Raw genomic sequence first — 22,339 nt, forward strand, 5'->3', positions numbered from 1 at the left:
GGTGCGCATCCTCACGTATGTGGGATTGCTGTATCAGGACCTGATCCACACGAAACAGATCGAGCGTGGACGGCTGCCTCCGGTGCTGCCGATTGTGTTGTACAACGGCGAGTCCCGCTGGGGCGCGGCGCAGGAACTGGCAGCACTGGTCGAGCCCGGACCGGCAGCGCTGGAGATCTACCAACCGCAGGCGCGCTATCTGCTCATTGACGAAGGATGCTATCGGGCCAGCGATCTGCCGCTGTGCAACCTCGTGGCAGCGCTATTCCGGTTGGAGAACAGCCGCAGTCGCGAGGAGATCGATACCGTTCTGGGGGCGCTGGTGGAGTGGTTGCGGAGTCCGGAACAGAGAAGCCTCAGCCGCGCGTTCGCGCTGTGGATCGGCAGGATTATACTCCCCAAGCTGTCCGCCGAACCGGTGACGGGCATAGATGACTTACAGGAGATGCGCACAATGCTGGCGGACCGAATCCAAGAATGGGGCGAGGAGTTCAAGCGGGAAGGTATGCAAGAAGGCATGCGGGAGGGCATGCGAGAAGGCATGCGAGAAGGCATGCAGGCCGGCGAAGCGCAGCTGCTGTTACGGCAGTTGCGCAGGCGATTTGGCGAACTGCCCGATTGGGTTCAATCCCGGCTGCGGCAGGCGCCCTCCGAACAGCTGGAGTGCTGGGGTGAGCGGCTGCTGGAGGTCGACACGCTCGACGCGCTGTTCGAGGGTGAGTGAAGATAACGGGGCTTTCTTCAATAACCTCGTTCTTCGCAGCAAGTAGCGAGAGCGGTGTCGTTGTCGGCGCTGCGAGCACAATCGATTCCGGCGCGGTCGGCGCGCCAATCGCGCCACTCCGCATCACCAGCGCCGAACAGATCGCGCAGCTCTTTGCCGGCGCCCGCCATATACGCTTCGGTACCGCTGCAATAGCGGGCGATCAGACCAGCAGCGAGACAATGCGTCCGCAAGTCCGGCAAACCGGCAGGCACTTTCTCCTGCACGACAGCTTTCATACAACCGTAGGATGATTTGGCCGGCCTCGCCGGCCGATTTGGCACCGTCGCGCAACCAGCGAGAATGAAACTTGCCAACGCCAAGGTGAGCCACCGCATGGCCGGCATGCTTCGCGACGGCGTCAACCCGTCTGCGGACAGCCGCGCAGTTCCAATCTCAGAATCCGGCTCTGCCCCACCTGAAACAAACTGGTATCGATGGTCTGCCCGGGCTCCTTCAGATCCACATCGATCCAGAACACCGAGCCGGCCCGCTTGCGGTCACTGATCTGCGGCGTGAGTCCGATGGCGCGAACTTCCTCGGCGCGGCGTTGCGCGCGTTGATAGTCGGAGAACACGCCGAGGGACAATACATTCGCCGGATCGCTGCCCGGCATCAGATAGACATCCGTGATGCCGTTGTCGTTGATTCTCTTGAGCGCGGCCTCGGCAGCATCGCGCGACGGAAAGTCCCGCACGCTCACCCAATAACCAGCCCACAGCTCGCCCTGCTCCACTCGCTGCCGCGGCTGAAAGCCCATGCTGCGCAAAGTGGCCTGTGCCTGCGACGCCTGGCCAAGATCGGCAAATGGACCAACGCTGGTGCAGCTCAAAGTATCCGCACGCGCAGCTGATGGCGGCGAGCGCGGGGTCGGAGCCGAAGATTCCAAAGGCTCGACTTGCGGCGGGACCACCTCACGCACGTCCGGCACGTCGTCTTCTTCGTCCTCCGCCGGGCCCGCCTGCGCGCCGTTCTGGGCTTCCTTGGCGAGCACGATGCGCGGCGGCGGCGCGGCCACGCGAATCGGCACGCGATCGAGGCTGCTCACATGCACATCGATCACCTGGGACCAGATGAAGTACAGGGCATTGACCAACACCAACAGCAAACAGAACGCACGCATGTACTAGGAATCCATCAACGCCGCTTGTTTTTTCCCTGCTGGCTGCTCTCGCCCCAATAGGCTGCGATGTCGGCAACTTCCGCCGGCGTCAGTTGCAACGGCTGCTTGTGCTTGACCTTGCCGGCCACGATGTCGCGAATCAGGCTCTCCAGCGACGCGGCGCTTTCGCCTTCCCAGTCATCGGCCTCGTGGCACGCGATGCACTTGGCCTGCGATACGGCCTTGCCTGCCTGAACGTCGGCGGCGACCGCGGCCAGCGGCGACAGACCGAGCGCCACGAGCGCCGTGCCTGTAAGCAGTTGTCGGGATCCAGAGCGGGTCATCCGAGCATCCTCTGATTCACGGCCCTGTTCACATCGAGGGCCGTCGCGCATCGAACCGGCCGGATGATACACGAAGGCCCTGCCCCGCCGAGGCAGGCGCGAATCAGACATCGGATGATTCAGCGGGCGATTTCGCTGGGAGTCACGTGCGTGGATCGGGGGCAGCGGCGTCGGGCTGCGCTGCCACTACCGCCAGGCCGCGCAGCACCAGATCGGGAATTTCTCTGCCAGGCGAATGGATTGCGCCCTGGATTTGCCCGCTGGCCCCACCTGTAAGCAACAGGACCGGCGGCTCGCCGAGCCGCTTCCGCATTGTTTCCAGCGCACGGTCGACCAGCGCCGCGAGGGCTTGCACCGCACCCTGTTGAATCGCGCCAAGGGTATTGTCGGCGAACAACTCGTCGCCGGCCCGGCCGCCGGCGGCGCGCTGGGCAATGTCGCTGGTGTTCTTGAGCAGGCTGGACACCATCAGCTCCGGCCCGGGCACGATCACGCCGCCCAGATGCTGGCCACTGGCATCGAGCCCGTCGATGGTCATGGCCGTTCCCACGCTGACCACGCACAACGGCCGCGGTTCAAACGCCCGGCCGCCCAACATGGCGAGCCAGCGATCGACGCCGAGCTTGGCCGGCTCGGGATAGGCATTGCGGATCCCCGCCTGCTGCGCAGGCGAGTGAACAAAGCGCGGCTCGATCTGCCACGCACCTGCGAGTGCTGCTTGCGCCACGTCGGCCATGCGCTTGCCGCTCACATTCGCGATGAACACCCGCTCCATTCGCGGGCCCGAGCCCAGGATTTGCTGAATGAAATCGTCGCTCGTCCAGTTGGCGTGCACGGCCGCCGACTGCTCGGCGATCTCGTTGCCAGCCAGTCGCGCCCATTTGATGCGCGTGTTGCCAATATCTACGAGCAGCGCCGTCATCAACCTTTCACCGCGCGCAGGCTCACTTCCCCCGAAACGAACCTGCGCAGCTCGCCATCAACGTCGACCAGCAGCGTGCCGTCCGCATCGACCCCCCGGGCCGTGCCGAGCGTCGTCTGCGAACCGCTGAGCACCTTCACGGGCGCATTCGCCAATGTGTCCAGCTGCTGCCATTCATCTTTGAAGGGCGCGAAGCCCTGCACCGTGAACGTGCGTAGCATCTCCAGCAACTCGGCGACGATCGCGCCGATCAGCAGGTTTCGAGTCGGAGTCCGCTCGTGCATGATTTCGTGCACGTCCGCGATCAATACGGCTTCGCGTTCCGCCAGTTGCATGCGGACGGTCGCCGGCATGTGCATGTTGATACCGATGCCGATGATCACCTGCGCGGGCCCGGCCGACTCGCCGCGCATCTCGATGAGGATGCCGCCGAGCTTGCGGCCCTGCCATTGCAGATCGTTGGGCCATTTCAAACCCACGCCTTCGATGCCAAGCCGCCGCAGGCCCTTCACCACCGCCACGCCGACCGCCAGGCTCAGCGCGGAAAACGTCGGCGGCGCTTCGGCAAACTGCCAGGCCAGCGACAGGCAGATGCCGCTGCCGAACGGCGCCAGCCAACTGCGCCCGCGGCGACCACGGCCGGCGTTCTGCACTTCCGCCGTACACAACTGAAAATGTCCGGGCTGCGGCAGCGGCAGATCGGCAAGAAAGCGATTGGTGGAGTCGACGGTCAAGAGCACGTCGGCTCGCTCCATCAGCGAGCGGCTCGCGGCGGGCAGCGAGCCGAGGATGGCCTCCTTGTCCAGCAGATCGACGGCGCGCGGCAAACGATAGCCCTGACGCGGCACCGACTCGATGTCGACGCCCAGCGCCTTCAGCGAGTTCATCAGTTTCCAGATGCCGCCGCGGGAGATTTTCAGCTTCTTCGCCAGCTGCTCGCCGGAATAGAACGTGCCTTCGGCCAACAGGGCGAGCAATCGTTGCCGCCGTGCCTGCGCCTGGGTCTTGGGGGGCTGGGCCTTGCTGCTGGTGGGCATTCGACTACCGGCGTAACAGCCAAAGACGGCGGGCCCGGCTTTCGGTGCCGGTCCACATGCGCTCGATGTTGGCGCGATGGGTATAGCAGACGAACACTGTCATGACACAGCCAAAAACCAGCAACGCCATCGGCAGCTCGGCCTGCGTCAACGCCAGGTACGCGGGAAACGAGGCCACGGCCAGCATGGTGCCGAGCCCCACGAACCCGGTGAGCATCACGGTCACCAGCCAGACCATGAACACCGGCAGGACCGCGGTCGGCTGCAATCCAACCAGCACGCCGATCAATGTCGCCGCGCCTTTGCCGCCACGGAAGCCATACCACACGGGATAAACGTGGCCGAGCACGACCGCACTCGCGCAGGCGACCGCCAGCCAATCGCGCGCGACCTGCGGATGGATACCGATACCGGGGAGATTCATGGGCGGCAGCAGAGCCGCCGCGAGCCAGCCCTTGCCGACATCGATGACCATCACCCAGGCCGCGAACGACCAGCCTTGCGTGCGCAGCGCATTGGTGCCGCCAGCGTTGCCGCTGCCGAGTTTGCGAATGTCCACGCCGCCGCGCAGTTGGCCGACCAGCAGGCTGCCGATCAACGAGCCCAGCAGGTAGGCCAGCAGGGATTTGACGCCGAGTTCCAGCATATTGTCGAAATTATAGTCGTTTCTTTTTTGGCAGATGCAGCTCGGCGAGCATGCATCTCACGCTGCCGCCGCCCAGCTTCTCGATGGTCGGGATGGCGGCAGCGACAATGGGACCGGCGCTGCTCTCGAGTGTAGCCCGCTGCTCGGCCGTCAATACGTCGCGCGCCCGCGCCGACATGGCCACCACGCTGCCGCTCAGGGACGAGCCCAGTTCCAGCATGTTGCCCGCGAAAGCGTTCATCTGGTCCATCGACAAGTCGATGACCGTCCTGCCGGTGCCGCGCAGCTGATCGAAAACACCCTGGCGCTCGTCTTCACGAATCGCGCTCAGGCACACTGCGGCGAAACGCTCGCCGACCGACATCAAGACATTGGTGTGATAGATCGCCGCGCCGTTGGCGTCTCGCGCTTCGAACGCCACGATGTCGTAATCGAGTTGCTGGGCGAAGTCACCCAGCACGTCCAGGTCGGTACGAGGTGAAACGCAGGCATAAGCCACGTGATGAATGCGATCGAGTACCAGGCTACCGGTGCCTTCCAGATAGCGGCCATCATGTTCGTGGCGCGTGAGGTCGATCAGCCGCGCAGCGTGAAAGCCATGCTTGGCGCTCAGCTCCTCGATCAGCTCGACGCGCCGTTCCAGCCGACGGTTCTCGGCCAGCATCGGGTACAGCACCACCGTGCCGTCGGCGTGAAAGCTCACCCAGTTGTTCGGGAAAATGGCATCCGGCGTGTGCGGCTCGGGCGTGTCGTCGAACACGTGGACGGTGACACCGGCCTGTTCCAAGGCGCGGGCCAGGCCCTCGAACTCGCGTAATGCCGCGGCTTGGTTAGCCGCGTCGAGTTGCCCCGAATCCAGTTGCTGAAATGCGTTGGACGGCTGGGTCTGTGGATTGCCGGCAAAGGCCACCGGCCGGATCATCATGACATCCGTTGCCGTTTGTCGGTCAGTGAGTCGATCGGCCAGGCCCATGGGCGCCCCCTGCAGTGAGGCCGCCATTATCGCCCCTCAATCGATGAAGTCGAGGACGAAACGCGTGACCAGCCGCGCAGCACCGTCGATCCGGCCGCGCGCAACCAGTGTGGTGGTGGGCACTTTGGAGTCGAAGCTGCGCGAGATCCAGCCGCTGGGCTGCGGACGCTCGACGCCGCGATGCACATCGCAGTGCAGCTCCTTGGGCAGCATCATCGAGATCAATACGTTGCCGCTGGACACCCGGACGTCACGGCCATTGGCCAAGACGTTGCACTGCTCTGCGAAATGCCAGAGCACTTCCACGTCGTGCGAGCCGCTGCCCAGCAATTCGTCGGTAACCTGCAGGCGCGAGGACTCTTTCTCGAAAAGCAGCTCGCGACGATGAGTCACGGGATGTTTGAGCCGCGAGTAACCGTCATGGCTTGCGATCCAGCGGTCGGCCAGCGGCGTGCGCTCGATCGCTATCGCCTGCGCCTGTGCATGTTTGATCCACAGGAAGTTGCCGCCGCTGACGGACTGATCGACGCCATCGACGCGCACGGTGTTGTGCGCCGAAGTGCCCTTGAAGTAGTCGCGCCACATGCGGTTGGTGTGATACGCGTAGGTTCCCGGATCGATCAATATTTCCCGGCCGCCGACGCTCAGCGTGAACGACAACGCATCGGCATGACCGTGCGCGGCGATTGATAGATAACCGAGCGGGCCGGCATCGGCGACGATGCGCACCTCGCGATCGGTTTCGAAGCGATCGCCCAGAATGTAATAGCCCGCATCCGGGAAATCCTTGCGCACGGGCAGCGACACGTTCCCCATCTCTATAGCTTGAAACTTACCCGCCGCCGCATCTCCCAGCAGCCAGCGCGTCTTGTCGTCGAGGTGACCGGCCTTGAACTTGAGCTCGGCGCAGTCGAACAACACCGCGCCAGTAGCGAGCAACGAGCGATATACATCCGTGGCATCGGGATCGAGCCGCGCGATGATGGCGTCGTCGGCATCACCGAAGTTTGGCACCTGTCCGCCGCTATCCATGATGCTGGCAATGTACTGCAACATGCCACGCAGCCGATCCCAGTAAGCCGCACCGAAGTCGCAGCCATTGGCGCGGGCGATCAAGCCGCTGACGATCATCATGTCCGCCACTTCGTGATGATACCAATTGGCCTGCTCGCGATTGACGCCGTCTGAAGCAATCTGCAGCAGGGCCTCGTGCTCCAGCTCACGTTGCGACATGTTCTTCCAGCGCCGGCTGCGCTTCCACAGCGGCCACGTGAGCGACGCTATGAACAGCCCCATCAATTCGCCCAGCAGATGATTGTTCGCCGACGAATAGCGTGAAAAGTGCCCCGCGATGAACTCGCAATGCTGATAAACGCTGGTCAGCCAGCGCTGCCTGAAGGCTTCACCCGCGGCACCTTCGAATACCGGCGCAGCGTCGCCGCCCAGCAAGTGCCAGGCAAACGACCAGTTCACCAGCCGGATCGCATGTTCCAGGCTGCTGGTCCAATGCACCCCTGAAGGGTAGGGACATTGATCGAACCACGACTCCAGCAGCGTTCGGCATCCGTCCTGATACTTCTGCTCACGAGTGAGATGCCACGCTTGCGCCAGCGTCACCAGTTGCGCGTGCCGGCTCGGCTCCCACAAGTATTTGATATCACCGACCAGCGACTCGTCGCGATAGTTCAGGGTCTTGCCGAAGCGCAATGGCGCCTGGCGCCCGGTCTTCGGATCGCGATTCCACTGCGGTGGAAAGCCCAGCGCGGCGGCCGGCATTGCGAACACCGGAAAGCGGCCGGCGAGAATCTCATCGGCGGCGCGGCGATACTTATCTATATTGAATGCCGTCGGCAGCGTCGCCACCCAGGGCGCGCCGGTTCGATCGCGCGCGGGAGCGGGAGGCACCGAAGAATGCAGACCGAACTGCTCGACGCTGGCTTGAACGCGCTGTTTGACCCGGTAGCCGACCTCCCACCCGCTCATCGCCGACAAACGGTGCAGCTTCCACTTCAGGCTCATGGCGCACGCCTCACGCAATGTTTCCGTGGACACGCGTGTTGTCGAGCAGTTCTTTGACCTGCGGCCGATGAATGACGAAAGGCGTCTTGCCGCGGGCGGTGCGCTCCAGGGCGGTCACGCTGCGAATCTCCACTTGCATGCTCACGGGCAACTTCTCTCGGGCGTTGTGCATCAACCGGTCGCGATCACGCTCGCTGTACTCTTCGGTCGGCAGCACCTGGATGATCACCTTGCCAGCGCTCTCCTGAATCACCTGGATGCGCTCGATGTTGGCCACGTCGCGCTGGAAATGACTGATGCCCGTCACCTTCACGCCATCGGGAGTGATCAGGATGTCGCTATCCCGGCCCAGCACGCCCGAAAACGTCCGCAGACCCAGCGCCAACTCTTCCAGCTCACGCTCGCCCCACTGCGCTGGCACGCGAATCAGATCTCCAGTGCGATAACGGATCAACGCCATCGATCGATTCCACAGCGGTGTGCCCACGATTTCATACAACTTGTGCTCGCCATCCATCCCGGCCGATTCGAATTCCACGTGGGCATATCCGGGTAGGAATCGATACTCGTCTGGCGACGTCGCATACGCGAACGCAACGCGCTCGGCCTGGCCGTAGTAGTCGAGCACACGGCAACCGAGAACATCTCTTGCCACCTGCCATACACGCGAGTGCAACACCTCGGATGAACACAATACGGCCGGAATGCGCACACGGCGTCCAGTTCGCCGCAATAGGAAGCACAAGGCTTCGAGCGAGGTCGGATAGCCGAGCAAACAATCGGGAGCGAAGTCCTCGATAGCTTGCGCGAAATGCTCGATAGTCGCTGCATTCAAGTGCGTGGACGACAGCACCAGTCGACTGCCGCCGCCGGCGTAGATCCAATACGGGGGTTTCAAATCGTTTGGATTTTTGATGCTCTCGGTGCGCAGCACCGCGCAGCGCGCGGCGCGGGCATCCACCCCGACCTCTTGCATCATGCGATCGATACAGACCTGCTCGAACACCACCGAGCGCAGCGATCTCAAGATCTGCAAAGGCGCCCCGGAAGTCCCGCCCGTGCTGGCCTTGATGGTGAACAGCCGCGAGCCCATCTGAAAATCGGCCAGCGCGGCACGAACCCTGTCCTTCGTCAGCAAGGGCCAGCTGGCGATGTCGGCGCCGCCGCGCACTTTTTGTCCATAACCCGTGCGACTCGCAGGCCAGAGCACTTCCCTGAGCCGAGCGAGCATCCACTTGCGGCGCTCCTCCAGTCCGGCCTGCTCGAGATGCGTCAGCTCGCGCTGCGCATCGGCATAGAACAACGGATTGCGACGCACCGCCGTGTCGCCCACCTGGAGCAGTTTGAGTTTCTTTACCAGCGCTTGCATGCCTGGTATCACCTCGTGCTCAGCCGGGCGACTGCGCGACGGCCATTGCCGTTGGCGAGCGAGCGATACAGCGCGCACATGCGATTCGAGTAATCCTTCACACACAACGGTTCTACCGTGGCTCGCGCCAGCCGGGCCATCTGCATCCGCTCCGCGTCGTTGGACACCAATCTCTCGATGGCCGCAGCCAACTGCGGAATGTCACCAGGAGTGACCAGCAGGCCATTCGCACCGTCCACCACATGCTCGGGAATGCTGCCGACCGGAGTGCAGATGGGCGCCAGGCCCCAGGCCATGGCTTCCAGCAGCGACATGGGTAACCCTTCGGCGTGCGACGGCAAAACAAACGCATGCGCCGCCGCCAGTAGCCGGTCACGCTCGGCCGGTTCGACCCACTCGCGAATCTCGACTGCATCCTGCAGCGCGAGCTCGTTGACGCGTGTACGCAATCGCTCAGTGTCGCCATTGCCGGCGAGCACGAACTCGACGCGAGCGCGACACTCTGGCGACAACTTGGCAACAGCTTCCACAAGCTCGAATGGCCCTTTTCGAGCGGAGATCAGTCCAAAGAAAACGAAACGCACCTTCTCGCCCGCAGGCCGTTCGGGCACCTTCTCGGGCAGCACCACCGGGTTTGGCAATACCAGGATGCGTTGCTGAGGAATCCCGATCGATACGAAAAATGTCCTCCAGCGCTCGCCCAATACCACCAGCCGCTGCGCCCGCGCCAGTGTGTCGCGCGTGAATGCCTTGGCCGCTGGAGACATCTGCGCCCAGTATTGCTGATAAGCCGCACCGTGCGCGTGCATGATGACGCTAGCGCCGCGCACCATCGCTATGCGCGCCAGGATGATCTTGCGAATGTTGCTGGCGCCGCTAGCGAAGTGAATGTGCACTACGTCCGGACACTGGCGCAGCTCCAGGGCGAACCTGGCGAGCGCTTGCGCGAAAGTCACCGTCTTGGCCCACTTGCCGCCATCGACCATGGTGGCGATGTGAGTCGCGCGCACGTCCTCGGGCAACGCGTCGAGCAGTATCCGTTCCACGCCTGAAACGCCGCCGCGCACGTTCAGAGCAGGACCAAGCATCAAGACGTTGGCTGGCTCAGACACCGTTCACCGCTCCACGCGCACCCAGTATTTGTTGATAAGCAGACACCATGCCTTCCCACGAGAATGACTGCTGGACACGCGAGTTTGCCGCGGCGGCCATGCGGGTTCGCAACACGTCGTCGAGTCGCAGCTGGTTCAGCATTTTCGGCAGCTGCCGTGGCAGGTCGGCGACGTCCACGATGAATCCCTCCCGGCCATGCTCGATCATTTCCGCCGCGCCACCGGTCCGCGTCAAAATCACGGGCAACTGCATGGCCATCGCTTCCAAGGCCGCGTTCGAGAATGTTTCGGAGAGCGAGGGCAACACGAAGACATCGAACGCTCGCAAGGCAGCGCGCACATCGGACAACGCGCCGGTGAACGTAACTGCGCTGGAGATCCCTCGTTGCTCGGCCCGCTGTTCCAAGGCCGCTCGCATTGGGCCGTCACCCACCAGCATCAGATGCGCGTCGGCGCCCAGCGCCCGCAATTCGGCCACCGCATCGATCAACGGCAATTGATTTTTCTCGGCCACCAGCCGCCCCACCGTACCCACGACGAATGCGTTCTCGCCGATGCCGTGCATCGCTCGCTGAGTAGTGCCCTCAAACCACGCCGCCGAGAACCTGCTGAGGTCCACGCCGTTGTAGATGACGCTAGAGCGCGAACGCATCTCGCTCTCGGCGGACAACCAGGCATGGCGCTGCAACTCGCAACCGTACACAGTCCAATCGAGATACCGCAGCACTCGGATATAGAAGCCGCGCCTCCAACGAGCCCCACGGCGCAACTCGGTGGTATTCATCAAGCCAATGGTTCGCGGGCGATGGCGCGACCAACGCGTAGCAGTCACAACGTAGAGCGCCGGGTAGAGATTCACCGATACGAGATTGCGCGGCCGTTGCTCTTCGATGAGCTGGCGCAACGCGGCGTTCGCCTTGAGCGAGTATCGGCCCTGCCGTGCCAGGAAGAATGTCGCGACGCCGGCAGCGATGTCCTCGAGCAAGGTCGCCGGTTCGTTCAGATACGCGATGCCAACCCGCATGCCGCGCGTGGCGAAAGCGTTGGCCAGGCGAACGGTCTTTCGCTCCGAGCCGCCGACCGCAAGATTGTTCAGCACGAACAACACGTCCAACGCATCGTCGCTCACGGCCGGCTGCGGAGCAGCGAGCTTGCGATCGAGCTGTGGTTGGGCGCTCGCCATGATTCAGCCGCTGGTGCCGTAACGCAGAACCTGCGAGGTGTCGCGAGCCGCCAGCATTTCCAGATTGCGACTCGCGATGCGCGTCGCTCCGAACTGCGCGATGGCGTAAGCACGGGCGCGATCGCCGATGCGCTTTCGTTCGGCGTCGTCGCTCAGCAAGCGCTGGATGGCTCCGACCATGTCGTCCAGATCGGTGGCCGTATGACCGAGCTGGCGATGTTTGATCAGTGAATCGGGATCGAAGAACGCCACCACCGGCACGCCGCGCACCCAGGCTTGCAGGAAGGTGTTCGGAAAGCCTTCGATCTCCGAAGTGTTCAGAAACAGTTTCGCGCGGCTGAACAGCGTGCCCACCTCGGTATAGGGCACGGCGCCGGGGAAGGTGAGATTCGGAATCGAGCTCGCGGCTTCGCTCACCGTCCGGTAGTAGTCGTCCGCTCCGGGCAACGCGCCGCCGGCGAGCGTGAAGCGTACATCGGGCAGGCGGCGCGCCAGTTCCAGCAATACTTCAGGACGCTTCACCGGCCGGAGATTCGACACCCACAGCACATCGATGTCCTGGTCCGGCTGCGGGCCGCTCGGCATTTCCACGGCCATTTCGAGCACTTCGCTCTTCAGGCCGTAGTTCTGCTGGAGCAGCGTGCGCTGCTGTTCGCTCTGCGCCACGATGAGATCGGCGTGACGCAGGCCGTATTCATAGATCTTGCGATCGCGCCAGAAGCGGATCAGCTGTTTGCCTGGAATACAGGCCAGGTCGGAGGCGATGCGCGCGATGAAGCGTTTGCCGTTGCGGCGACAGAACCAGGCCGTGATGCCGGTGGCCACTCCGGCCGGCGATTGATAGTAGATGTCGGCGTCGACCTCGCGCATCGCGCCAAGCATGCCGGTCATGCGCGGATGTGCGAAGCGCAGCACCGGAATGCCATCATCGCGTCCGTAAGGAGCAACTGCACGAATGCCATCCACATCGGTGACGCGACCCTGACCGTGATCGTGCACGATCATGGACACGTCGTGTCCCAGGTCGCGCCAGGCCTGCGCCAGCAGCACATGTTGCACGGATTCACCGCCCACGTACTTCGCGTCCTTCAGCCCGGCCAATTGCGGATAGTCGTCGAGGCCGACAATACAAATCTTCATCGTTGCTTCCACGCAGACCCATCATGGGACATCAATGACGGACGGCTCCGATCCAGCCATACGGATCCGGTCGCTGAGTGGCGACGGCGGGCCGATCCACAACCACCGGTTCCGAAACAGTCTCGCGTGCGATCAGCGCGAGGCGCATGGTTACGCCGGTGTATGCCCAGAAATAGATCCAGGGGCCATAAAGGTCCACGAAGAAGGTCGCGCTGGCGAACGCCAGCGTCGAGACCACGAAACCCGCCAGCAAGGCGCGCATGTGGGTCGGAGCCGCGGCAAAGGATTGCAGCGCCGTGCGTACTGGAATGACCAGCAGCAGCACGCTGCAGATCAGTCCCGGCAGCCCCAGGTTGAACCACTGCGACAAATAATAGTTGTGCGGCGAATAGCGGAACGGCATGACCCAGTAGGAATTCCAGCCGAAGCCGGTGAGCAGGGTCAGCGGATGCTCGAACATCACGGCGATGGCGGTGGACCAGATCTCGGTGCGGCCCGACGAGGTGCCACTCAGATCCTTGGTGCTGAACTGGCCGATGACGCGCTCGTACAGCAGATCGCCGAAACCGATGCTGACCATCACCACGATCGCCAGCAAGGCGCCGCCAGTCAGCACGCCCCACCGCAGCAGCTTGCCCGCCGACAGATACCGACGGAACAGATAAGCGCCAAACACGACCGCAAACAACGTCGCGACGAACGCGCCCCGTGACACCGTCATCAGCAAAGTACACGCGGTGAGCACGGCTCCAGCAATCCAGAACCATCGCCACCATCCTTTCACTGCCACCGCCATGGCGACTACGGCCGGCAGCGTCAGCGCGACGAACGCGCCGTACTGGTTCGATTCGCCCACCGCACCCTGCACGCGCCCGTCGCCTCGGCGCTCGATGTCGCCGATCTGCACATAGCCCAAAGCGTCCAGCACTGCGACGGCATGCGATACGATCCAGGACAGCAGCAGGCACTTCAGCACGAACACCGCATCCTTCTCGGAACGCACGCCGTAGAAGAACACCAGGAAGAACACCAGGAAGTCGACCATGCGATTCTTCAGATCGAGGGCACTGCGCAGCACGTCGTATCTTGGATAGTCGATGAACAGGACGATGGCCAGGTAGGTAAGAATGGAATAACCGATCAACATCACGAACGCGGTGTTGATGGCCGGCAGCTGAATCTTGAACCTGCGCCCGACGGCGTAGCTGAACACCAGCCCGCTCACCAGCAGATACAACAGGAAGTTCTTGATCTTGACGCCCGGCGCCGGGCCGGGGTCCCAGTTGAACACGCTGCTGAGGGTGAGAAACAGCGTCAGCGCGGCGAGCAGGAAACGCATCAGAGCGCACTCCGTGGGCACCGAGGGCTCGGGACCGATCGCTCGCCATCATTGCGCTGCAAGCACTGCACGTACTCATCCACCTCGGTAATACCGCTTCTTTATCCAGAGCAAGTTGCATACCAGCAAAAAAAAGACAGGCAAGAAGCGCTAGTGGCAGTCACCCGGCACAGCAAATGGCCGAACTTCTTGTAATTATTGCAACCGCAGGTTCATTCCTTACATCGACAAGTACATTCACCCACCGCGCGCGCCCGGTCCTCGATTTGCTCTTCATCCCGCCATGCGCCGATGCGTTGCATGGAAATGCACCGCGGCCGCGACGCCTCGGCGCGACATGCCATTCGCCACCAGACTTACGCCGTCCTTGATTTTCAGCAGCTGCTGCATCAATGGTGACAGCCTCGCCTGCTCGACAGCTCGGCGCGGCATGTAGCCCAGTACGCGCATAGTCTGCAACGCCAGCGATTCGATGGCGACCAGCTCGCGCGGCGTCAAGCGAGTTTCGAACTTGCTGAAGTTGTCGCGAACGATTTCGGCGCGGCCTGCGGCATAACCGCGCCTCTCGACCGATTGCGACAGCTGGGTCAACCCCACGAAGAACGGGACATCCAGAAACATACAAATGCGCCGCAGCTGCGCTTCAGGATCCTGCAACAGCGCCTCGAATCTCACTTCCAGACAACGCTCCGGCATGCTGGAGCACTGGCGATGCGCGGTCAGCACATCTTTGCCCCAGCGCCAGGCCGAGCGCCGGATATCCTTGCCCCAGGCTTTGCGCATCGAGACGCAATGGTCGCGCACGTCCCGCACGATGTGCACGATCCGGGCACTGGGGAAATGTTTTACGAGCAATGGAATGTGACGAACATAAGCGGGCGACTTGTCCGCCCAGATGATGCCCGAGCCGGGCCGGACATCGAGTTCGTAGCGAGCGAAACCTTCGAACAGGCCGCTAACGTCGAAATTTCCGTCGCAGGCCGCGCGCCAGTCCTGCCACCGGAATGGGCGCCGATCCGCCGGGCGAAAATTGAAATAGTGATTCGCACCGCTCAAGTCGTTCGCGAGGCGCTCGAACGCTGCGGCGCTCGCCGGACTGCCGTAACGCTGCACCCATTCGTCGATGAACGGCAGGAAGTCCGTCTCGGCCGCGAGCACGCGAATGCGTGGATGATTGCTCAACAGGCCGCGCAGCAACTTGGTGCCCGAGCGAGGCATGCCGATGATGAACAGCGGACCTTCCCAGGCGCCCGTATCGACGGTTGCGTCGACGATCGCCTCGTGAAAAACGTGCTCGGGATACTGTTCCAGCGTCACTGTAACACCTCGTCCTGGGAAGTGACCTACTTGTAACCACTGGACCAATGCGTCGGCCGCGCCCAAAGTTCAGGCGCCTGCCGTCGCAGATCTGCGTCAATTCGTCAGGATTTAGCGGGAATGCTCTCGGTTTTACGTAGTCGCCCCACCACAGCGACGGCTTCCGGAACGCGGAATGCGAGCAACAACATGATGAACAGGCTCATGAACACCGTGGCGCCGAGAACGACGCCGACCAGCCCAAAGTGATCGAGCCAGAACGAGCCATAGAACACCACCGACGCCAACAGCGCCGCCAATGCCACGCGGACCAGATCGCCCCAGCGCGCCAGATCTTTTACTCCGATGTTGTAAGCAAGCATGGTGCTGCGGCTGAGCACCACACCTTCGGTCCATCGCGAGATCAGGAAAGCCAGCGCGGCGGCCGGCAAGCCCCATATCGGCAGCACCGTGACCAGCAACAGAAGATTCAGCAGGATGGCGAACAGGCTGCTGGTCACGATGGGTGCGGTCTTGCCGACTGCGCGCAACGCCACGCCGAAATCGAACACCTCGCGCACCAGCACCAGCAGATAGATCTGGAAGATCAGCACCGCCGGTTCGTAGCTGGGCGAAAACAAAGTGACCACGAAGGTGTGAGCGAACTCGAACAGCACCACGCCGGCGGCGGTCAATAGAATCATCGACACCACCGTCGAACGACGCCACAGCGACAGCGCGCCCTCGCCCTTGGTGTTCTTCAATGCCGCAAGCTCCGGCAGCACCGCATCGGATACCGAGTTACGCAGCACTCCAATGACCGGCTGGATGTGAGTGCCGATGGCATAGTGCGCCAGCGCGACCACGCCAAGGGTCTTGGTAACAAACAAGTTGCCCAGCGACTTGTTGAGCGTGACCAGAATCAAGGCCAGACCGACGGGCAGACAGTAGCGAAACTGCTCGCGCCAGCAGGACTCCTGGGCCACGGCATCGATCTGACCGATGCCAACGGCGCGTCGCCAGGCGACGAACGACACCAGCAGACGGGTCGCTTCCAGCGCGATCAATGACCAGACGATGGGCATTACATCGCGCCAGATCGAGGCCGCGGTCACCACCACCAGGATGCGCGCGATCAACCGGCCGGTCGTGTAAGCGAACACGGGCGCCGGCCGCTTCAACGCCAGCCAATAGGATTCCCAGAAATCCAGATTGACGAACAGCAACACATAGATTGCCACCGGCAGCGCGACCGCACCCAGGATCGCGCCGTTGGCGAAGTAATCCGCGAGCAATGTGCCACCGACCACCAGCACGCTGCTGCCGAGTGTCATGGCGACCGCCTGCCGCACCATCTGCCGCACGCCGTTCGGGCGCGACGGCAGGAAGTACAGCAGGCTGCTGTTGATGCCGAAGGCGGAGATGGTGGTCAACAGGCCGGCGTACAGCAGGAACTCGCGATAACGGCCGAACTCTTCGACCGTCAGCAGCCGCACCAGCAGGATGGGACTGATGACCACCAGTCCCTGATTCATGAACCGCGTGATCGAGATGATGGCGGTTCGACTGACTAACCCGGCGATGGCTCTACTCCCGTGGCGGCGCCGATGCCTGCGACGGCAGGGCGCCAGTGGCGCGCCATACTTGTGTCAGGCCGTCCCGGCCCTGATAGACAACTTCGAACTGCGGTGAGTGCAGCACGGCGTCCATGTCGCCGCGCATTCCCTTGCGCTTGTCGCTCTGATTCTCGCCGCTGCCGATCACGAAGATGCGATTGCCTCGCTGCTCGCGCAACAGATCCTGCAGCATCTTGGCGCTGCTGATGACGCCGGAACGAGTATAGAAATCGCGGATCTGGCCGTCGACCAGCTCCACGTAACGGCGCGCGTGATGGCGGCTCATCAGCCAGTAGTCCACCTTGCCGAGATAATACGTCTGCTGCAACACGTCCTCGGCGAGGATCACATCCGCGTCCACGATGTTCTGCGCCTTCATGAACTCGGCCGCGCCCTTGTGATCCGGGTGCGATTCGTAGCCGGAGTTCACCGTAGCCGCGACCGCGACAGGGTCGACGACCAGCACACTGGTAATACCCGCGGCTACCATGTGCAAGGGTCGCCCCTTCAAAGCAGCCACCTTTCGTGCGGCCAGCCTGGTCTGCACCCAGTCAGTGATCTTCTGCGCGAACGCGAAAGCGCAGACCATCATCGGCAGCAACGAGGCCGCGGTGTAACGCGCAGGCATGTTCCAGACGAAGAAGCCGAGAATGAATACCGGGATCCAGACTCCAAGCACGCCCAACAGCACGTAGTCGGTGACCCGGCCCCGCTTCATCAAGCGCCACAGCCCCCAGGCCAGCGCCGCCAGCGCAAGCACACCGGCCACTTCCGAGTAGGAGACCATGCGATAGTACGGCCAGATACTAGGCTGGCCGACCAGCGCACCGATGACCTTCTTCAGCGAGCCTGGCGTCGAGGCCAACAGACTGAAATGAATCAGCGCCAGTATGGCGCTGCCGAGCGCGAAGATGCTCATTCGGCGCCAGATGCGCGGTCCGCCATGGCGCCGCGCGAGCACCGCGGCCGCGATGAACAGCAACCCTGCCAGGTGATAGTACAGCCTGAGCTGCAATGTCAGCCCGGCCAGCAGCAGGATTGCGACGCTGATCGAAGCGATCCGCTGTGGCACGGCGCGCGCCAGATGAATGGCGAAGAATGCGATCGCCAGTCCGGCGATCCACAGCGCGATTTCGAAAGTCAGCGCGAACGCCGCCGGCGCACGGCTGCGATCCCACAACGGCGGCCCGAGATCGGCTGCATATTCCGGCGGCGGCACCGGATAGTGCGAATCCACCCAGCCATTGATGAGCAGATAACTCAGCATGACGATCGCCGCGGCGGCGCTGCCATACAGCAGCTTGCGCAGATCCCCTTGCAGCAGCCCAGGCATCAGGAACAGCAGGATGGTCGTCACTGCCAGCGCCTGCAGGTCGATGCCGATCACCAGCGCCACGACGGCGCCTATCAACCAGCCGATGCGGCCACTGCGCTCCCAAGCGAAGATACAAACCATGCAGGCTGCAACCGCCGCCATCAGAAAGATATACATGCGAGCCGTTTGCGAGTACCCGATCATGGACGGCAACAACGCCACGGCGGCAGCGAACGCGAGATTCCAATACGGGCGCAGGAAGCGGCGGCCGGCGAGCCAGGCGAGATAGATCACCAGCACGCCACACAGCGCCGAAGGCAATCGGAACGCCCATTCCGATTCGCCGAACAGCTGCACCGAGGCGGCCATGAGATACAACTGCGTCATGCCACGCGGATAGAACATGCCGCTGGGAAGGATGGGTGCGCCCTCGCGCACGATACTCATCACGGCCATGGCCATGGTTTCTTCATCGCCATGCAGGCCGACGTTGTCCAGACCCCAGAAGCGCAACCAGGCACCCATACCGACGATGACGAACAGCATCACTCGATGCGCCAGCTGCTCCTGCTCGAGAGGCGCCGTCACGCGGAACAGGTCGGAGAGCGAGCGCATCCACTGGCCGACATATGTCGGCAGCGTCGGAATCACCGGCGACAACCCGCGATTGGCAGCGTCCGAGAACATCAGTGGCCCCTTGGTAGTGATTGTTCTAGTAAGCCTTGTCGGTCTTGAATAGTTTCGGCACGGTCAGGACCATGATCTTCAGGTCCAGCCACAACGACCAGTTGCGCAGATATTCCAAGTCGTAGTGCACGCGGGCCTGCATGTCCTGCAGCTTCGGCGTCGGTCCGCGAAAGCCCTTGATCTGCGCCAGTCCGGTGATGCCGGGTGGAACCTTGTGACGCACCATGTAGCCCTTGATCAGCCTGCGGTATTCCTCGTTGTGGCCGACCGCATGCGGGCGCGGCCCGACGATGCTCATGCGTCCCTGCAGAACGTTGATGAGTTGCGGCATTTCATCCAGTGAGCAGCGGCGCAGGACACGCCCGATGCGGGTCACACGAGCATCATTGCGTCGCGCTTGATCCAGCCAGCCGTCATCTTCAGTCACCGTCATGGTGCGAAACTTGTAGATCACGATCTCGCGCCCATCCAGGCCATAACGCCGTTGCCGGAACAGCACCGGCCCCTTGCTGGTCAACTTGATGGCGGCGGCGATGGCCAGCAGCAACGGTGCCGTGAGCAGCAATGCACTGGAAGCAATGACCAGGTCCAGCAACCGTTTGGTCGCGCCCTGGTAGCCATGGAACGGGCTTTCTCGCATCGCGATGACCGGCACGCCGAGAATTTCGCCGGTGCGCGCCTGGAACTGATCCGAGATCACAACGTCGGGTAGATAGTAGAGCGATACGGTAGTGTCGCCGAGCTTGTCGAGCAGGTTTTGCACGCGCCGGATGTGTCGGATCGGCAGCGCGATGAAAATCACGTCTATCGCGTTCTTCTTCACGTATTCCGGCAACTGCGACAGCGGCCCCAGCAGCTTCTGATCGTCCGTGGGTTCGAGCCGCTGCGCGCTGCGATCGTCGAAGAATCCTTGCACTCGCATGCACAACTCGGCATGGCGCGAGAACCGTTCAGCCAGCTGCCTGCTGGAATTGTTATATCCGGCGAACACGACCTTGCGGCTGTTGCTCGGCCGGCACAACACGCGACGTGCCACTTCATCGAGCAGCAGCATGCTGGGGATCAGCAGCGCCGGCGTCGCCACCGCCCACATCAGCATCAGCGGCCGCGAATATCGCGGCGGATAGCCGGCGACATAGCCGATTACCAGCAGAGCCAGCAGCAGTACCGCCCAACGGACCAGCAGACCGAGCGACACCACCTTGCGCGGAGCGATCAACTCAGCAGCTGGCGTGCGCGGCGACTGCAACAAAGTGATGGAGAGAATGGTGACGATGATAGTCACCGCACTGAAGTAATTCGTGGCCGCAGTGCCGGTCAGCTCGGCCAGCACATATAAGGTGAGAATAGATACAGCGGCGGGGGCGGCGGCTCGCAGCGAGAAAAAGATCGCGGCCAGCGCCGACTGCCGCTTGAACAGCAACGGCGGCGTGACGTCATACGTCGCCTGGGGCGTTGCCCTGGGACTGGGTAGCTGTGGGGGAACGCTGGTGTCGGGAAGCTTTACTTGTGATAGCGGCGGCGGAGGCGCGCCGGTCAGCTTGACTGTTTCCCGGACCGCGCTGTCTGGCACTGCGCTCATTCAATGGAATCCAACGAACTCTCTGAAACATCGCCGGATCGAGCCGGTCGATACACTAAGAGCAAGATGCGTACCACGAACGCGCGAACGCGAGCATTGTTCAAATGCCCGCGTTTTCTCCGAAACAACTTATCTGGCCGCTTGGCCCGTGTCGAGCCGGCGCTCCGATTACACTGCGCCTTGTAGAACTTACTTGTTCAAAATTTACTTGTTCAACTTGGGCGATTCCGGCGAATGCGGCGCATGGCCTTCCACCTCCGCGGCCATGCGGTGCAGCCACAATTCCAGATTGGTGTAGCCGCTGTCGGTCACGGTGTTGGGATTCTCCGGCAACTTCAGCGTGCGACGGTTCTGCGCCAGCACGGGCCAGCCGCCACCATTGCGCTGACAGCGGTCCGTGCCGTTCGGCGCAACGCAATTGATGATGCGACCCGTGCCGTTACGTGTCTGCTCGATGATGCGACGATCGGCGCTGTCGCGGTCAGCCGGTCGCGCGCCCGAATAGCGCAGCACGTGCTCACGCACCACGTTGTCGGATGTCGGCATGGTCGTCAGTCCGGCAGGCCAGGCCAGCGGAGAATTCGAACGGAAGTTCGCTAACGTCAATGAGCCATAGATGGCACCTGCGATCGACCAGGCATCCGAGCTCTTGCCCTCGGGCGCGAGATTGTCGGCGAGGAACACTTTGGCACCGTTGCGTAGAGTCGACGCGTCGGCGCGCAAACCAATCGGCGGCTTGGTGCCTTTGGTATCCGGGCCGCGCACGAACACGTTGCCGACCACCGAATTCTGCGTGACATCGCCACGGCTCTGAAGATCCACAGCCGTATTGCCCCAGTTATAAATGAGGTTGTTCACGATGACGGTGCGTGTCGCTGCAGTCATGGGCAGGCGCGACTCCATGCTCGCGAACAGGTTGCCGGCCAACGTTGCATTGCCGTCCACCGGACCGAGCAGCACGCCGAAGCCATGCTTGCCCTCGGGATGAATCGAGTCGTGCAGCGGCTCGGCGAAGATGTTGTTGATCAGGCTGATGTTGTTCCAGTACTGCCAGGCGCTGGCGACCTCGTCGACCGACCAGGTGAAGGTGCAGTGGTCGATGACGATGTTACTGATCGGCGCGGTGGCCGGCGCTTCGATCTTCAACGCGTCGCGATTGCCGGGGGCCTCACCGCCCGGATCGTCGCCGGGCCGGACGCGAATATGCTGGACCAGCACGTCGGAGGTCTTCACCAACAGGCCCGCGCCGCGCAGCGTGATGCCGGGCGACGGAGCTGTCTGGCCCGCGATGGTGATGTTGGGATGGCGCAGCGTGAGATCGTCCTCGAGACGAATCGTGCCGGACACCTCGAACACGCAGACGCGCGGCCCCTTGGCATCGACGCAGGCCTTGAGCGAGCCGGCGCCCGAATAGTTCAAATTGGTCACCCGATGCACCGTGCCGCCGCGGCCGGCGGGCGTGCTGATGCCGTGACCGATCGCGCCGGGCAGGACCGGCACGGCATTGGCGAGCGGCGCCACCGCGCAAGCCAGCGCCACGGCAGCGGCAAGTCGGCGAATCGATGGTTTCATGGCGGGAATCTTCTTAGTCGTCATTAACGCACTTGCTCCGTCAAGAGTTCAACAGCGGCCACTGGCCTGCCGCGAAGGTTCTGCAACCACACCGCTCCGCGCAGCGCTTGCAATCCGCAGGAAAACTTACAAGCGCGGTTGCAATGGTTACATCGGCCAAGCCCTGAACGCCGCCGCGGCGGTCCCAGGCTCACGTAAGTCGATTGCCTGCGAGGAATTGCAGACAGCGTGTTGTCCGCCCGGCGCGAGCGAAGCGCCGCTTGCCCAAGAAATTCCTGCGTGTCGGGCACTGAAAGTGCATCGGATGCGTTGGGCTTGGACA

19 protein-coding genes are annotated in these 22,339 nt (G+C 62.7%); 1 reads left to right on the forward strand and 18 read right to left on the reverse strand.

All coding sequences use genetic code 11. The features are described from left to right. Window positions 1–724, forward strand: a 724-nt coding sequence (locus VGE08_RS07455; RefSeq protein WP_331067233.1) for a DUF4351 domain-containing protein, incomplete at its 5' end; no start/stop codon positions are given. 17 nt (window positions 725–741) lie between these two features. On the opposite strand, the gene VGE08_RS07460 is transcribed toward VGE08_RS07455, so the two are convergent. The 18 genes from VGE08_RS07460 to VGE08_RS07545 all read right to left on the reverse strand — a co-directional run bounded on the left by VGE08_RS07460 (window position 742) and on the right by VGE08_RS07545 (window position 22,017). After that, window positions 742–1,002, reverse strand: a complete 261-nt coding sequence (locus tag VGE08_RS07460; protein WP_331067234.1) for a hypothetical protein — start codon at window positions 1,000–1,002, stop codon at window positions 742–744. A 122-nt stretch (window positions 1,003–1,124) separates the two neighbouring features. Next, window positions 1,125–1,886: an SPOR domain-containing protein gene (locus tag VGE08_RS07465; RefSeq protein WP_331067235.1), complete on the reverse strand. Its 762-nt coding sequence runs from the start codon at window positions 1,884–1,886 to the stop codon at window positions 1,125–1,127. Window positions 1,887–1,900: 14 nt separating this feature from the next. Then, window positions 1,901–2,209 carry a hypothetical protein gene (locus tag VGE08_RS07470; protein ID WP_331067236.1) on the reverse strand — a complete coding sequence of 103 codons (309 nt, stop codon included), beginning with the start codon at window positions 2,207–2,209 and terminating at the stop codon, window positions 1,901–1,903. Between the two features lie 142 nt (window positions 2,210–2,351). Further along, window positions 2,352–3,131 carry a type III pantothenate kinase gene (locus VGE08_RS07475; RefSeq protein WP_331067237.1) on the reverse strand — a complete coding sequence of 260 codons (780 nt, stop codon included), beginning with the start codon at window positions 3,129–3,131 and terminating at the stop codon, window positions 2,352–2,354. After that, complete coding sequence (locus VGE08_RS07480; protein ID WP_331067238.1) at window positions 3,131–4,168, reverse strand: biotin--[acetyl-CoA-carboxylase] ligase; 1,038 nt, start codon at window positions 4,166–4,168, stop codon at window positions 3,131–3,133. The genes VGE08_RS07475 and VGE08_RS07480 overlap by 1 nt, the downstream gene beginning before the upstream one ends. A gap of 4 nt (window positions 4,169–4,172) precedes the next feature. Beyond that, entirely contained in the window at window positions 4,173–4,814 is a 642-nt protein-coding gene (gene plsY / locus VGE08_RS07485; protein ID WP_331067239.1) for a glycerol-3-phosphate 1-O-acyltransferase PlsY, read from the reverse strand. Window positions 4,815–4,824: 10 nt separating this feature from the next. Further along, complete coding sequence (ctlX, locus tag VGE08_RS07490; RefSeq protein WP_331067240.1) at window positions 4,825–5,814, reverse strand: citrulline utilization hydrolase CtlX; 990 nt, start codon at window positions 5,812–5,814, stop codon at window positions 4,825–4,827. Between the two features lie 9 nt (window positions 5,815–5,823). Continuing rightward, window positions 5,824–7,806, reverse strand: a complete 1,983-nt coding sequence (locus tag VGE08_RS07495; RefSeq protein WP_331067241.1) for an alginate lyase family protein — start codon at window positions 7,804–7,806, stop codon at window positions 5,824–5,826. Between the two features lie 10 nt (window positions 7,807–7,816). After that, the gene (locus VGE08_RS07500; protein WP_331067242.1) at window positions 7,817–9,175 is read right to left on the reverse strand and encodes an AMP-binding protein; all 1,359 of its coding nucleotides are present in this window, start codon (window positions 9,173–9,175) and stop codon (window positions 7,817–7,819) included. 8 nt (window positions 9,176–9,183) lie between these two features. Next, window positions 9,184–10,287, reverse strand: coding sequence for a glycosyltransferase family 4 protein (locus VGE08_RS07505; RefSeq protein WP_331067243.1), 1,104 nt, complete (start codon window positions 10,285–10,287; stop codon window positions 9,184–9,186). Next, window positions 10,280–11,470, reverse strand: a complete 1,191-nt coding sequence (locus VGE08_RS07510; protein ID WP_331067244.1) for a glycosyltransferase — start codon at window positions 11,468–11,470, stop codon at window positions 10,280–10,282. The genes VGE08_RS07505 and VGE08_RS07510 overlap by 8 nt, the downstream gene beginning before the upstream one ends. Window positions 11,471–11,473: 3 nt before the next feature. Beyond that, entirely contained in the window at window positions 11,474–12,610 is a 1,137-nt protein-coding gene (locus VGE08_RS07515; RefSeq protein WP_331067245.1) for a glycosyltransferase family 4 protein, read from the reverse strand. A 31-nt stretch (window positions 12,611–12,641) separates the two neighbouring features. Beyond that, window positions 12,642–13,949 carry an O-antigen ligase family protein gene (locus VGE08_RS07520; RefSeq protein WP_331067246.1) on the reverse strand — a complete coding sequence of 436 codons (1,308 nt, stop codon included), beginning with the start codon at window positions 13,947–13,949 and terminating at the stop codon, window positions 12,642–12,644. 273 nt (window positions 13,950–14,222) lie between these two features. Beyond that, entirely contained in the window at window positions 14,223–15,266 is a 1,044-nt protein-coding gene (locus tag VGE08_RS07525) for a sulfotransferase (protein ID WP_331067247.1), read from the reverse strand. Between the two features lie 104 nt (window positions 15,267–15,370). Beyond that, entirely contained in the window at window positions 15,371–16,876 is a 1,506-nt protein-coding gene (locus VGE08_RS07530) for a lipopolysaccharide biosynthesis protein (RefSeq protein ID WP_331067284.1), read from the reverse strand. Beyond that, window positions 16,833–18,863, reverse strand: coding sequence for an ArnT family glycosyltransferase (locus VGE08_RS07535; RefSeq protein ID WP_331067248.1), 2,031 nt, complete (start codon window positions 18,861–18,863; stop codon window positions 16,833–16,835). The genes VGE08_RS07530 and VGE08_RS07535 overlap by 44 nt, the downstream gene beginning before the upstream one ends. Window positions 18,864–18,888: 25 nt before the next feature. Continuing rightward, complete coding sequence (locus VGE08_RS07540) at window positions 18,889–20,445, reverse strand: undecaprenyl-phosphate glucose phosphotransferase (protein WP_331067249.1); 1,557 nt, start codon at window positions 20,443–20,445, stop codon at window positions 18,889–18,891. Between the two features lie 204 nt (window positions 20,446–20,649). Next, on the reverse strand, window positions 20,650–22,017 hold the full coding sequence (locus VGE08_RS07545; RefSeq protein ID WP_331067250.1) for a hypothetical protein: 1,368 nt from the start codon (window positions 22,015–22,017) through the stop codon (window positions 20,650–20,652). Window positions 22,018–22,339: the final 322 nt, after the last annotated feature.

Origin of the sequence: Steroidobacter sp. (assembly GCF_036406195.1) — a bacterium.
Taxonomy (GTDB): Bacteria; Pseudomonadota; Gammaproteobacteria; order Steroidobacterales; family Steroidobacteraceae; genus Steroidobacter.